The sequence below is a fragment of the Acidobacteriota bacterium genome (genome assembly GCA_035471785.1).
GTDB lineage: Bacteria > Acidobacteriota > UBA6911 > RPQK01 > DATIPO01 > JANQFM01.
Genome location: DATIPQ010000078.1, coordinates 1 through 12948, shown reverse-complemented (window position 1 = coordinate 12948; position 12948 = coordinate 1). Strand labels below are relative to the sequence as shown.

Below are 12948 nucleotides of genomic sequence, written 5' to 3'. Positions count from 1 at the left end.
GCAAGGGCTTAACCTTCGCTCTGGAGCCAGTAGAGGCCGACCAGGGTCTTGGCGTCGCGGATTTGGCCTTGGCGGGCCATTTGCAGGGCCTCCTGCAGGGTATGGAACTCGACGTTGAGGATCTCGTCCTCCTCTCCCTGGGCCTTTCCGCCGGGGGACAGCCGGTTGCTGAAGAAGAGATGCAGGATCTCGCTGCAGAAGCCGGGAGTGGAATAGAAGCTGTTGACGTGGCGCAAGTCCTCGGCGCGGTAGCCGGTTTCCTCCTCCAGTTCGCGGGCGGCGGCCTGGGGCGGCTCTTCGCCCGGGTCGAGTTTCCCGGCAGGCAGTTCCAGGACGATTTCATCGGGCGGGTAGCGGTGCTGGCGCACGAAGGCTATCTTGCCGTCCGCCCGGCGCCCCAGGACCACGACACCTCCGGGATGCCTGACCACCTCGCGCAAATACTGCTTGCCGTCGATCTCCACGGTGTCGACCAGCAAGTCGACGATCTTGCCCTGGTAGACTTCTTCACGTTTCAGCACTTTATAAGGTTTCAGGTCGTTCATGAGACTCCTGAAGGCGGACGCTCAGGCGCCCTCGCTTCTCAGCGCCGGCTCCAGCGCGCAGCCCAGATCGAGCAGGCGGCGGTCGTCCATGGCGGGGGCGCTGAGCATGAATCCGACGGGAGCGCCGTGCCGTCCCCGCAGCGGGATGCTCAAGGCGGGACGGTCGAGAAAGTTGGCCACGGAAGTGTTGCGCAGCACTATGACATTGGTCGAGAAATAGACTTCGTCGTCTTGCAGGTCGTTAAGGCGCGGGGGCAGGACGGCTACCGTGGGCCAGGCCAGCAGGTGGAATCCGGAGCATTCCCGCTCCAGCCGCTCGATGAATGCCTGACGTTGGCGAAGGAGGTCCAGGTAGTCGGCGGCCAGACGTCCCCGCCCCGTCTCGATGCGCACCGCCACCCGCGGATCGTACTCATGGCGCGACCTTTCCAGGAGCGTCCGGTGAGCGGCATAGGCCTCGATTGCCAGCAGGCCGCCCTGCCGGTAATGGCGCGGGATCTCGTGCAGCATTTGCAAGGCCACCTCTTCTACCCGCACCCCGGCCTGGTCCAGGCGTTCAAGTGCGGCCGCGAAGGTACGCTCCACCTCTGGATCCAACCCCTCCATGACCAAGCAGGTGGGTATTCCGATGCGCAGTCGGGAGAGTTCGCCCGCCCGCTTCTGCTCTTTTTCCTGGGCCGACAGGACACCGTCGAGCAAGCGGCAGCAGTTTACCGTGGGAGCGATGACGCCGACGCAGTCGAGAGTCCAGGAGAGGGGAAAAGCCCCCCGGGTCGAGATGCGTCGGGCCGTGGGCTTGAAGCCGGTCAGGCCGCAGAAGGTGGCTGGAATGCGCACCGATCCGCCGGTGTCGCTGCCCAGGGCCGCCAGCGCCATGCCTTCGGCCACCGAAACCGCGCCGCCGCTGGTGGAGCCGCCGGCGATGCGCTCCTCTTGCCGCCTCCAGGGCGAGAGCGGGGTGCCGTAGTGGGGGTTGAGTCCCAGTCCCGAGAAGGCGAACTCGGTCATGTTGGTGCGTCCCATGAGGACGGCCTGCTGGGCCAGCAGGCGCTCCAGCGCGGCAGCGTAGCGGGTGGCCGCTTGTGCGCTCTTGAGCACCGTCGATCCCGCCAAGGTGACCTCTCCGGGCACGTCGAAGAGATCCTTGAAGGAGATCGGCACACCCGTCAGCGCCCGTCCGCCGCCGCCGGCTCTGATGGCGTCGCACCGCTCAGCCGCCTCAAGGGCTCTTTCGCGGTACACTTGACGGTAGGCGACGCGGCCTTGGCCTTGCGGATGGCCGATTCGCCGCAAAGCCGTTTCAACCAAATCGCGGCTGGTCACCTCGCCGGACTCAAGCCGCGCCAAGACTGTCATCAGGGGTTCACCTGCTGGAAAGGCGTCCTCGCTCATAAACGTCCGACATTGTAGCCTCTCATCTCTCGCTGCGCCGGAGGACCAAGATGAACCGAATTGCTGTTTTCCTGACCGCCGTCACCCTTTTGGCCTGCCTCACGGTCCCGACTCTGAGCGCCGAGCGGCCGCGTCTGGTGGTCTTCATTACCGTCGATCAGTATCGCGCCGATTATCTGTCGCGCTTCGCCGACCTCTACCTTCCGCCCCGAGACGAGCAGGGCCGGCCCGGCGGCTACCGTTTCATGGCCGAAGAAGGTGCGGACTACCGGGCCGCCGCCTTTCAGCACTACTCCACCTTCACCTGTCCCGGTCACGCCTCGCTGCTGACGGGCGCCGTTCCCGCCGTCCACGGCATCATCGGCAACGACTGGTATGACCGGGAGGAACGGCGATATCTCTGGACTTGCGTCCTGGGAAAAGAGGGAGGACCCCGCGGCCCCGACCGGCTCATGGCGCCCACCTTGGGCGACGAGATGAAAACCAGTTGGGAGGGCAAGTCGAAAGTCGTGTCGCTGGCTGTCAAGGATTACGTGTCGATCTTGATGGGCGGACGCCAAGCCGACCATGTGCTCTGGCTCGACCGCCATACGGGCCTGTGGACCAGCAACGAAAACTACGGCTCCTTGCCTGAATGGGCCGTTCGCATCAATGATTCCAAGCCCATGGACGCGTCCTCAGGCAAGCAGTGGACGCCCCTGCTGGACAGCCAGCGCTACCGTCATCTGCTGCCCTGGCCTGAAACGACGGGAGTAGCCTTCGCCCACGACTACGGCACCCCCGCCGACCCCAATTTCTACAATCACCTGGCCCGCCGTCCGCCCGCCAACGAGATGCTCTTCGCCACCTTGCAGGAGGCCCTGAAGACCGGGGGACTGGGCCAGGACGAAATTCCCGATCTGCTTCTCTTCAGTCTCTCGTCCAACGACTATACGGGACACGACTTCGGTCCCTTCAGCCCCGAATTGCTCGACATCACCGTGCGCAGCGACCGTCTTCTGGCCGACTTCTTCGCTGCCCTGGACAGCCGGGTGGGGCTGGAGCGGACGCTCATCGTGCTCACCGCCGATCACGGCGTCACCCCCGTCCCCGAGCGTCTGCAGCGAGCCGGTGTGGAAGCGGGACGGGTGCTTCCCGAGCAATTCCTCAGTCCCGTGGACGAGATGCTCGACAGTATCTATGGCCAAGCTGACTGGATCTGGGGCTTCAACAAGAGCGAAGTCTACCTCAATCTGGACGCCGTCCAAGAACTGGCGGAAGGCGACGCCGAAAGGGTGTCTGACCTCGCCGCCCAGGTGCTCGGACTCAACCAGGCCGTTCACTCCGTCTACACCCGCACAGCCTTGCTTGAGGGCGAGTATCCGCCCAATGAACTAGGACGGTTGCTGGCCAACGGGTATCATCCCAAGCGCGGCGGCGACGTGCTCGTCATCTTCAATCCTCACCACTTTCCGGGCGATCTGACCACGACGCACGGGACGCCTCATGCCTATGACCGGCGGGTGCCCATCCTGCTGCGCGGACCGGGCTTGAAAAAGGGGACTTTCTACCGCAAGGTCGACCCCCTCGACATCGTGCCCACCCTCTGCCAGGTCCTGGGAATCGCCTACCCTGCAGGCGCCACCGGCGAACCGTTGTGGGAGGCCTTGCCTTAGGTGGCAGGTCCTTCGCGATGGTCTCAACCGCACACTGGTCCGCAGCAACCGTGGGAGGCGCATCCTCGCGGCGATGGAGGGAGCGCTACGATACTGCTCAGAAGCCCCAGCCAGCACCCCGTCACCCGGCCAAGGGCACCGTAAAAACCCGCCTCTCCCGCTCAAGCGTTTGAAAAAGCGTCTCGGCACAGGACTGGCTGCAGGTAGGAAAGGTGAGCAGCAAAGCCTTCTCGGCGGGGGCGGGATGCCGCTGCACATAGCCGGCCACGGTGCGCCGCGCATGAGCGATGGAGATGGGGATTTTTTTGACCTCTCCGGGCCGCACGGCGATAGGCTTGTGGAAGCGCGTCGTCAGCCCGCAGGGCTGCTCTTCCGCCTGCAGGCCGCTGCCGCACCAGACGCACTCGGCGCCTGAGGGTTCGACTTGAGTTTCGCGGGACGCCGGGCCTGGGCTGCTCGTTTCCTTCACGTACCGAAGGGTAGCCGCCACCCCTGTCATTCCCTTTAAGCCGTCAACTCTTCCAACACGCGTTCGTGCACCTCCAGGTCGGAGGTGCTGAAAAGCACGAAGCGGACGGTCTTGACGTGCTCCAGTCGGCCAGCGGCGTCGATGACGGTTTGCAGGGCCACGCGGGCAGCCTCTTCCAGCGGGTAGCCGAAGACGCCGGTGGAAATGGCGGGGAAGGCGACCGAGGCGATGTGCTTTTCTTCGGCCCGCTCGAGGGCGTTGCGGTAGCAGTCGGCCAACAGCTTGTCGGACGGTTCGTCCCGTCCGTAAACCGGACCCAGGCAGTGGATGACGTAGCGGTTGGGAAGATTGTGGCCGCCGCTGATCACCGCCTCACCCGGACGAATCGGCGCCAGCGGACGACATTCCTGCTCCAGTCCGGGCCCGGCGGCGGCGTGGATGGCGCCCGCTACCCCGGCGCCCGGGCGCAAGGCGGCGTTGGCCGCGTTGACGATGGCCTGCACATCGTCCTGCTTTGAAATGTCGCCTTGCCGGCACTCCACCGTCAGTCCTTGCATCGACCGCTGCATGGCTGTCCTCCTATTTCGTTCTCCCGTCCACCATCTCCTGCAACAACGGCTTGAGCACCTCCCAAACGTTCTCGGCCAGGATCTTGTGGCCCTCGGCATTGGGATGGATTCCGTCGGTCAGGTTGAGGTTCGGTTGGGCCGCCACGCCCTCCAGCAGGAAGGGAATCAGGGGCAGTCCGTTGGCCTCGGCCAGCTCTTCGAACATGGACTGGAAGGTTTCGGTGTAATGGGGACCCAGGTTGGGAGGCACCATCATGCCCGCCAGCACGATCTTCATGTCGGGATTGGCGCTGCGGGCCTGGTCGATGATGCCTTGCAGGTTGCGCCGCGTGCTGTGCAGCGGCACGCCCCTGAGTCCGTCGTTGGCCCCCAACTCGAGCACCATCACGGCCGGTTGCCGGCGCATGATCCACTTGATGCGGCGCAGACCGCCTGCCGAGGTCTCGCCGCTGAGTCCGGCGTTGAGCACCTCGAAAGACCAACCCTCCTGGTCGATCTTCTTCTGAATGAGGGCCGGGAAAGCCAGGGCCGGATCCAGCCCGTAACCCGCCGTCAAACTGTCTCCCAAAAAGAGAATCAGCGGCTTTTCCCGATCCTGTGGGCCTGCCCAAAGGCTCCCGAGGCAGAAAACGGCCATCAGCCATCCGGTCAGCAATGTCCGAGGCAGCGGAAAGAAACAAAGTCGTCGCATATTCGTAAAATCCTATCGTCGTCTCGTCGGATCCGGCGATTGAGGAATCTTTTCTCGTCGCCCAACGTCTAGAATGAGCGGAGGCTCATGCGGAGAAACGGCATACTCGCAGTCAACTCGCTTACCAAGACCTATCGTAGCGGAGAACGCCAACTCACGGTCCTGCGCGACGTCACCTTCACCATTGAAGAAAGTTCCACCTGCGCCATCGTGGGGCCCTCCGGAAGCGGCAAGACCACCTTGCTGGGCCTGTGCGCCGGACTCGACCGTCCCACCTCGGGAACCGTAATGCTGGACGGCGTGCCCTTGCAAGATCAAGATGAAGAAGCTCTGGCAGAGTTGCGCAACCAGCGGGTGGGCTTCGTCTTCCAGACTTTCCAGTTGATCCCCACCCTGACGGCGCTCGAGAACGTCATGGTGCCGCTGGAACTGCGCGGCGAGAGACGAGTGGCCGAGCGCGCCCAGGAATTGCTGGCCATGGTGGGTCTGGATGACCGCGCCACCCACTTTCCGCCCCAGCTTTCCGGCGGTGAGCAACAGCGCATTGCGCTGGCCCGGGCCTTCGTCAACCGTCCCCGCATCCTCTTCGCCGACGAACCCACAGGCAACCTCGACGAGGAAACCGGCGAGAAGATCGAGCAACTCATCTTGAGTCTCAACCAGGACGCGGGAACCACCCTGGTTCTGGTCACCCACGACCTGGAACTGGCCGCACGCACCCAACGCATCATCCGCCTCAAGGGCGGACGCGTGGTGTCGGACCAGCCCGGCTGTTCCCCTCAAGTCGAGCGTGAAGCCTCAGCGCCGGCCAGTGAAGCGGCGGCCGAAGAGTCCTCGGCACGCGGAGAGGCGCGCCAGGAGAGCCGCAGGGCGGCCAAGGTCATCAACTTCCGCAAGTAGCCGGCCATGAAGATATTTTCCCCCTGGATCTGGAAGATGGCCTGGCGCGACAGCCGCGCCTCGCGGCGCCGTCTGCTCCTCTTCGTTTCCTCCATCACCCTGGGCGTGGCGGCTCTGGTGGCCATTACCTCTTTCGGCACCAACCTGCGCGACCGCGTCGACCATCAGGCCAAAGAACTGCTGGGCGCCGACCTGGAAGTATCGAGCCGTGACGAGTTCAGCCAGGAGCTGTTGGCGGCCTTCGATGAGATCAGTCTTGAGCGCTCTCATCAGATCTCGACTTCGACCATGGCCTTCTTTCCAAAGAATGGCGGTACGCGCCTGGTTCAGTTGAGAGCTCTGGAGGGCCAATTCCCTTATTACGGCGAGTTGGAGACTGATCCGCCTCATGCGGGCAGGCGCTTTCAACAGGGGCGCTATGCCCTGGTTGACGACGGGTTGATGGTACAGATGGACGCCCAGGTGGGTGAGACGGTCCGCCTGGGCAACATGCAATTCGAGATTCTGGGACGCCTTATCGACATTCCCGGAGAGGCGCCCGTGGCCGCCATGGTGGGTCCGCGCATCTACATTCCCTACGGCTACATGTCCGAGACGGGACTGATCACGCTGGGAAGCCGCGCCCGCTGGAGGGCCTTTTTCAAGCTGAGCCCCGAACTCGATCCGCTGGCCATCGAAGAAGACCTCCGTGAGCGTTTCCGCGATGAGCGCCTGGGCATCGATACCGTGGAGGAGCGCAAGCGCGAGTTGGGCGCCGCCATCGAGAATCTTTACCGTTTCCTCAACCTGGTGGGCTTCGTGGCTCTGCTCCTGGGCGGCATCGGAGTGGCCAGCAGCATCCATCTCTACCTCAAGCAGAAGATCTCGACCATCGCCGTGCTGCGTTGCCTGGGAGCGGTTTCTCGCCAGACCTTTACCGTCTACTTGCTGCAAGCCGCCGGGCTGGGCCTGATCAGCGCCCTGCTGGGCGGACTGCTGGGTTTGGGCGTGCAGATGGTCCTGCCCTACATGCTGGTCGATTTCCTGCCCGTGGAGATCGATTTCGCGATTTCGCCCGCGGCCCTGGTATGGGGTGTGGCGCTGGGCTTGGGTGTGACGCTGCTCTTTGCCTTGTTGCCCCTGCTGCCCGTGCGCCGCATTACGCCGCTGTTGACCTTGCGGGCCGATTACGAGTCCTCGGGCAGCGGACGCGATCCCTTGCGCTGGCTGCTCTCGGCGGTGATCGCGCTGGCCGTCTTCGCATTCGCCTGGGCCCAGTTGCGCGACTGGGTGCAGGCCGCCTGGTTCATGGCCGGACTGGCCGCCGTCTTCGCCCTGCTGGCCGGAGTGGCTAAAGGCATCATGTTCGCCACCCGCCGCTGGTTTCCCCGCTCGGCCGGATACGTGCTGCGCCAGGGGCTGGCCAATCTCTACCGTCCTCACAATCAGACCCTGGTGCTGATGCTGGCGCTGGGACTGGGCACCTTCCTCATCCTCACCCTTTTCCTGGTGCAGGAAAGCCTGCTGGGACAGGTCTCAGGGCTCTCAGGGGGAAACCGCCCCAACCTGGTCTTTTTCGATATCCAGTCCGACCAGCTTGAAGGAGTGCGCCGGAAAGTGCTGGAAGAAGGCATCGTCATCGACAACGAGGTGCCCATGGTGACCATGCGCGTGGCCTCGGTCAAGGGACGTCCCGTGCGCGAGATTCTGGATGAGATGGCGGAAGCCCGCCAGCAGCCTTCCAGCCAGGCTCGCCAGGGGCAGGACGGGGGAATCGGCCCCGACGAACCGGCGCGGCGGCGCTGGCCCTTCGTGCGCGAATACCGCTCGACCTACCGCGACCACCTCAACGACGCGGAGACCCTGGCCGAAGGCGAATTCACCGGACGTGTCGAGCCGGGGACCTCGCCCGTCCCCATCTCGATGGACCAACGCATCGCCTCCCTGATGGGGCTCGAAGTGGGTGACCGCATCACCTTCGACGTGCAGGGATTGCCGGTGGAATGCGTGGTGGGTTCGACCCGCGACATCGAGTGGGAGCGCTTTCAGCCGGCCTTCTTCGTGGTCTTTCCCCGCGGAGTTTTGGAAGAGGCGCCGCAGTTTCACGTGCTGGTGGCGCGTGCCGAATCGCCCGAAGCCTCGGGACGGGCTCAGCGGGCCGTGGTGGCTGAATTCGCCAATGTTTCGGCCATCGATCTGTCGCTGATTCTTTCCACCGTCGACGAGATTCTCGACAAGGTGGCCTTCGTGATCCGCTTCATGGCGCTTTTCAGCGTCATCACCGGACTCATCGTGCTGGCCGGCGCCATCATCACGGGACGCTACCAGCGCATCCGCGAAAGCGTCCTGCTGCGCACCCTGGGCGCTTCGCGCAACCAGGTGCGCCGCATTCTGCTCATCGAATACCTGGCGCTGGGCGCCATGGCCGCCCTCACCGGCCTTCTGCTGGCCATCGTGGCCGGCTGGGCCCTGGCCGTCTTCGCCTTCGAAACCGACTACGCCCCCTCGCCGCTCCCCCTAGCCGGCGCCTTCCTGCTGGTCGGCTTCCTGACCGTAGCCATCGGAATGCTCAACAGCCGCGGCATCCTCGACCGTCCCCCCTTAGAAGTCCTCCGCACCGAAGAAGTGCATTAAGGCAAATCCCCGGGAGCATCCACATCGATCTCGCCTCCGGAGAACTGAACCAGCCCTAATGACTCACCATGTTTTCGGATCACCCCTTTAGCCCCCCGATCCCCCTTCAACGCCATCAGCTCCTCGAACAGCGAAGCATCAAACAGCGCCGGGACTCCCACCGTCCCCGCGTACTCGCACGCTGCCACCAGCCGCCCCTCAGCCCACTCCTCAATGAGCCGGTTCAAGACACCGGCCGTCACCAACGGCTGATCGCAAGTCATCACAATAGCGGCTTTGAGTTCTCCCTCAACCTCACCTTCAACCAGCCCCCGAATCCCCCAAGCCAGCGATCTCCCCATCCCCTGCTCCCACTCCTCGCACACCACCACCCGCACATCCAACCCGCTCACTTCACGCCGCATTTCTTCAAACCGATGCCCCAAGACCACAACCACAGGCCCGCAAGCGCTCCCCAAGGCCGTCCTGGCCGCCCTACGCAGCAACGTCTCCCCTTCCCAAACGACAAGCTGCTTAGCCCTCCCCAACCTCCGCGAACCCCCCGCCGCCAACACCACAACGCCAATCATTCCCCAATCATGCCACGATACCCCCACCGCCGACCGGAGGACTTCGAATCCGCAGGTCCCAGGTGTCCCAGGTTCGAATCCTGCCGGGCACACTTCGACCTCACGGTCGAAGTCCCAAGAGGCTTTGTCTCAAAAAGGGGGCTCAGCCTTGAATTATGAGCGTTATTGCCGCGATAGTAGGTAGCGGTGTCGTGCTTGCCTACTATTTCCTTTAAAAATGCCCCAGACCTGTCTCCCCATTCGTAGACCTACGCGGAGGCCCTGATCTGCGATGGGAGCAGTGTGAGGTATTCGCGGACTTCTAGTTGCATCCGGTCAATCTCTGCAATGAAACCGGAGGCAGAAAGCCGATAGTTGGTCGGATTGGTCTCTCTTTCGCGCAGCTCCCTGACTTGAGCTTGGAAAAGGCGAATCCGCTCTAGAGTAGCTTCAAGTTCCTGGTCATTCCTTATCATCGCTCGACTCGGCAATCTCGACGACTCCGCGCTTCCCGCCGTCGCGTTTAGCTTGCCAGTATTCTACCATTGCCTGCTCGCCTCCTAAGGCAGCTTGGCGACGGAGCCAAAACACGCTGGCACCGAAGTGGTCTCCCGCGGCACCGTGATCGAAGACAAGAGCCGTCTCGCCTTCTAGCTTGCCGGCTTCGAACGCGTCGTCCATTACGAGGAACACGTCCACATCATTGGGTGCGGGCTTGTCGGTGACGAATGACCCAAAAACGACGAAGCGCGTCACGTGTCCGGTCGCTAGGGCAAGCTGATATAGTCGCTCCAAACGCCGTCCGACAGCGAGCCGTTGAGGATGCCCAACGGCAAACCGCTCAAGCGTCTCCCGCAACGAAGCCCTATGAACCCCCACTGGCAGTTCACCGGAACTCAACTCGGGCAATGGCATTTGCTGACCTCCGAGCTTAAGAACTATCAATCTTGCCTGTAATCTCTGGCCGCCCCCCTTCAACCCACTGGTCGGGCTTCTTCCACTCGGTAGGAGCTCAGATCGTGCTTCGTCGCCACGTCCTGAATGGCGCGCCAAACAGAGACGAAGTCCTTGCTGAAGGGCATGCTGGCAAAGACGTCAGCCACGGTCAGATCCTCTCCGATTGAACACGTTCATGGTCCCTCTTGTCGAGCATCCTTCTGCCGGGCTCGCCGTTGGACCGCCGAACGCTCTGCATAAGCGGCGGTGCGCAGGGCCGCCCGCTGCATGTTGTTGTTAGGCGGGCTTACTCGCGATCTCAATCACGGCCCGAGCACACTCTGCTGCAGTAGACAACTGGTCGGCCTCTGTCTGCAACCGCTCAGCCTGACTTCGTTCGGAGCTGGCCTCATAGAGCAGTGACGCCTTGCGGATCCGAGGTTCTGCAACGGCCATCCCAATGAAACCGCCACCCACGCCTTGCCCCATCGGGATCCGGATCTTCTCCGCCTCTGCTTCGCGACTCCTGGCTGTGTTTTCGTGGGCTTCCGCCTTCCGCGTCAAGGCATCTGCCTGTTTCTGGCACGCGGCGGCGTACAGTCGGAGGTGCTCCTTGGCTTCATCCTCACCACCGCGTACCTGAAGAGCGCATGCTCCACGAAGTAGGTTGGATCATCGGGACCTCCGAATCTTCGGCGATGGACAACGCGCGATCTAGAGACACTTGCGCGAAGATAAGTTCACAAATGAGTCAAGAGTCAGGCAGCCAGCATCTGCTTCTCCATGAATCGATCAAGGGCCCGGTCCAGGTTGCGTCATGCGGTAGCCAGTCGGCATCGTCTGGCGACGTCTTCCGGCAAGCGCAGATCGAGGGCGGACAGACCTGGAGCCAGCACCCTGCCGTATGTCTTGAGGAATAGGACGGCGACGCCTCTGCCGGAAGGGGTCAGCCTGTACCTGCGTTTGCCGGGTATCTTGAGGATCAGGCCCTTTCGCCTGAGCCGTCTGAGATCGTAGGTGGCTTGGCGGCTGGTGTAGGGTGCGTTGAGCAGGGCCCGCACCTGCGCAACCAGGCGTGGATTGTCGAAGCCGTCCACCAGGCACAGGAAGCCCACCATGGCGGCAAACAGCGCCATCACTCTGGGATCTCCGAAATGGAGGCCGGGAGCGCGCAGACCCTCCGGTGTTCGGGAAGGTCGGCTCACCTGCTGGAAGGTGAGCACGTCGGGGGCGGGGCGCGCGTCGCTCGCTTCGGCGTCGCACAAACGCCGGTTGGCGTCTTCGCCAACTGCCCGCAGGGCATACCAGTTTTCGGTGCACACGCGTCTGCCGACCCCGAAATCACGGCTGTCGCAGATGACGGTTTCGGTGCGCAAGGCCCGTCCTTCTTTGAAATATTGCTTCAGGCGCGAAGACTTGTAATAGCAGGTCACAGTGGGATCGACGCCCTCGGTCAGCACTCGGGTGCGGAAAGTGCCGGGCGTCTTCTTGTTGATCTGGCGGTTGAAGACCAGCGCCACCTGTTCGGGGCGTCCGATGTCCAAGTGATCGCGGATGACTCCCTCAAAGAACATGCGTCCGGCTTGAGGCCGGTCGAAGACGCAGGTGTCGGAGACCTCGAACTGGCGGAAGGCCAGATCGTAGACGATCCCGGCCCGCCAGTCCTCGGCGTCGAAGGGCGAGGGCAGCCGCTGCAGCCACTTCCAGAAAAAGCTCTTGACCGCCCCCGGACCCAGCCGGTCGCAGATCTCTTGCAGGGCATCCGGGTCGTCGCATCGGCGGAAGCCGTTGTCCAGGCTGAGGTAGCCGATGCCGGCCTTCTCCAACTGCTGCTTGGCCCATTCGGCCATTGAGCCACAGCCAGATGGGAAAAGGGGCGTAGGCGTTGCTCTTCCAGAACGTCTTGCCCCACTCGCAATCCCATAGGTAGAAATAGAAGTGGTTGACGTAGGCCATCTGGCGTCCCCATTCCATGTGAGGGTGAGCCGCTTTCTCCTGACCCTTCCCCTTCCAAGAGCGCCAGACCGAAGCCTTTTCCTGGGCAGTGCCGATCAGCACCACTCGGTCCTTGCCTTCCCGTGCCGCGGCTTCCAGGTAGGGTGCGGCGGTTTGCTCCTTGTTCTGCCCCTTCTCGAAGCGGACCAGGGGGAGCTTGTTCTGCTCGGCGAACTGCTGGATCTGCTTCACGTAGCGCTGGCCGATCTGGCCGAAGGCAGCCGAGGACGGTATCTTGTATCCCTTGTTCCAGCGCAGGTAGCGGCAGACCTGCCCCACCGACTGCAGTTTAGGTACGTAAGCCTGAAGGAAGGTCGATCGACCGGCACTTGAGCGTGACGTGGTCCCGCAATAGACTGGCGTAGTCGGTCATGACAACCTCCGGGGGTTTCTCGATCCCGAAGGTTATCGCCGATGCCACGAGGGGGCAATCCGAGCCGGATCGCCTCCTCTTATCTTCTTCTATTGCTCGGCGGTATGAGGTCGCTCGCTACGATTAGCCAAACTTGCCGAAAACTTGTAGCGCGCAAGTGGTTTCTTTTCAATGATTTGCCGACCGTGATCGGGGGTTCTGACTAGGTTCTGACTTCGAATCCGCAGGTCCCAGGTGTTCCAGGTTCGAATCCTGCCGGGCG

General features: G+C 63.0%; 12 protein-coding genes. 3 read left to right on the top strand and 9 right to left on the bottom strand.

What is annotated here, in order from left to right; translation table 11 throughout:
* Positions 1 to 8 precede the first annotated feature (8 nt).
* Both VLU25_11100 and VLU25_11095 read right to left on the bottom strand, forming a co-directional pair.
* Entirely contained in the window at positions 9 to 545 is a 537-nt protein-coding gene (locus VLU25_11100; GenBank protein HSR68479.1) for an NUDIX hydrolase, read from the bottom strand.
* A 21-nt stretch (positions 546 to 566) separates the two neighbouring features.
* Positions 567 to 1901 (bottom strand): amidase, encoded by a 1335-nt coding sequence (locus tag VLU25_11095; GenBank protein HSR68478.1) that lies wholly within the window; start codon positions 1899 to 1901, stop codon positions 567 to 569.
* Positions 1902 to 1987: 86 nt separating this feature from the next.
* Between VLU25_11095 and VLU25_11090 the strand changes: the two genes are divergently transcribed.
* Complete coding sequence (locus VLU25_11090) at positions 1988 to 3592, top strand: alkaline phosphatase family protein (GenBank protein ID HSR68477.1); 1605 nt, start codon at positions 1988 to 1990, stop codon at positions 3590 to 3592.
* A gap of 121 nt (positions 3593 to 3713) precedes the next feature.
* Here VLU25_11090 and VLU25_11085 read toward each other — a convergent pair whose 3' ends face one another.
* Genes VLU25_11085 through VLU25_11075 form a run of 3 tightly spaced genes read right to left on the bottom strand, consistent with a single transcriptional unit; the run spans position 3714 to position 5267 of the window.
* A complete protein-coding gene (locus tag VLU25_11085) occupies positions 3714 to 4061 on the bottom strand; it encodes a hypothetical protein (protein HSR68476.1) in 348 nt (115 codons plus the stop codon).
* A 35-nt stretch (positions 4062 to 4096) separates the two neighbouring features.
* Positions 4097 to 4630 carry a macro domain-containing protein gene (locus VLU25_11080; GenBank protein HSR68475.1) on the bottom strand — a complete coding sequence of 178 codons (534 nt, stop codon included), beginning with the start codon at positions 4628 to 4630 and terminating at the stop codon, positions 4097 to 4099.
* Between the two features lie 10 nt (positions 4631 to 4640).
* Positions 4641 to 5267, bottom strand: coding sequence for an arylesterase (locus tag VLU25_11075; protein HSR68474.1), 627 nt, complete (start codon positions 5265 to 5267; stop codon positions 4641 to 4643).
* A gap of 141 nt (positions 5268 to 5408) precedes the next feature.
* Between VLU25_11075 and VLU25_11070 the strand changes: the two genes are divergently transcribed.
* Positions 5409 to 6221: an ABC transporter ATP-binding protein gene (locus VLU25_11070; protein HSR68473.1), complete on the top strand. Its 813-nt coding sequence runs from the start codon at positions 5409 to 5411 to the stop codon at positions 6219 to 6221.
* A 6-nt stretch (positions 6222 to 6227) separates the two neighbouring features.
* A complete protein-coding gene (locus VLU25_11065; GenBank protein ID HSR68472.1) occupies positions 6228 to 8834 on the top strand; it encodes an FtsX-like permease family protein in 2607 nt (868 codons plus the stop codon).
* Here VLU25_11065 and VLU25_11060 read toward each other — a convergent pair.
* The 4 genes from VLU25_11060 to VLU25_11045 all read right to left on the bottom strand — a co-directional run bounded on the left by VLU25_11060 (position 8831) and on the right by VLU25_11045 (position 12168).
* On the bottom strand, positions 8831 to 9403 hold the full coding sequence (locus tag VLU25_11060; GenBank protein ID HSR68471.1) for a nucleotidyltransferase family protein: 573 nt from the start codon (positions 9401 to 9403) through the stop codon (positions 8831 to 8833). The genes VLU25_11065 and VLU25_11060 overlap by 4 nt on opposite strands.
* Before the next feature lie 441 nt (positions 9404 to 9844).
* Positions 9845 to 10138, bottom strand: a complete 294-nt coding sequence (locus VLU25_11055) for a hypothetical protein (protein HSR68470.1) — start codon at positions 10136 to 10138, stop codon at positions 9845 to 9847.
* Positions 10139 to 10356: 218 nt separating this feature from the next.
* Positions 10357 to 10485, bottom strand: a complete 129-nt coding sequence (locus VLU25_11050) for a hypothetical protein (protein ID HSR68469.1) — start codon at positions 10483 to 10485, stop codon at positions 10357 to 10359.
* A 648-nt stretch (positions 10486 to 11133) separates the two neighbouring features.
* Positions 11134 to 12168: a hypothetical protein gene (locus tag VLU25_11045; GenBank protein ID HSR68468.1), complete on the bottom strand. Its 1035-nt coding sequence runs from the start codon at positions 12166 to 12168 to the stop codon at positions 11134 to 11136.
* Between the last annotated feature and the right edge of the window lie 780 nt (positions 12169 to 12948).

Excerpts from the sequence above, each read along its gene's own strand:
- VLU25_11100 (HSR68479.1), bottom strand. The coding sequence starts at position 545 with ATGAACGACCTGAAACCTTATAAAGTGCTGAAACGTGAAGAAGTCTAC.
- VLU25_11095 (HSR68478.1), bottom strand. The coding sequence starts at position 1,901 with ATGACAGTCTTGGCGCGGCTTGAGTCCGGCGAGGTGACCAGCCGCGAT.
- VLU25_11090 (HSR68477.1), top strand. The coding sequence starts at position 1,988 with ATGAACCGAATTGCTGTTTTCCTGACCGCCGTCACCCTTTTGGCCTGC.
- VLU25_11080 (HSR68475.1), bottom strand. The coding sequence starts at position 4,630 with ATGCAGCGGTCGATGCAAGGACTGACGGTGGAGTGCCGGCAAGGCGAC.
- VLU25_11075 (HSR68474.1), bottom strand. The coding sequence starts at position 5,267 with ATGGCCGTTTTCTGCCTCGGGAGCCTTTGGGCAGGCCCACAGGATCGG.
- VLU25_11070 (HSR68473.1), top strand. The coding sequence starts at position 5,409 with ATGCGGAGAAACGGCATACTCGCAGTCAACTCGCTTACCAAGACCTAT.
- VLU25_11065 (HSR68472.1), top strand. The coding sequence starts at position 6,228 with ATGAAGATATTTTCCCCCTGGATCTGGAAGATGGCCTGGCGCGACAGC.
- VLU25_11060 (HSR68471.1), bottom strand. The coding sequence starts at position 9,403 with ATGATTGGCGTTGTGGTGTTGGCGGCGGGGGGTTCGCGGAGGTTGGGG.
- VLU25_11045 (HSR68468.1), bottom strand. The coding sequence starts at position 12,168 with ATGGCCGAATGGGCCAAGCAGCAGTTGGAGAAGGCCGGCATCGGCTAC.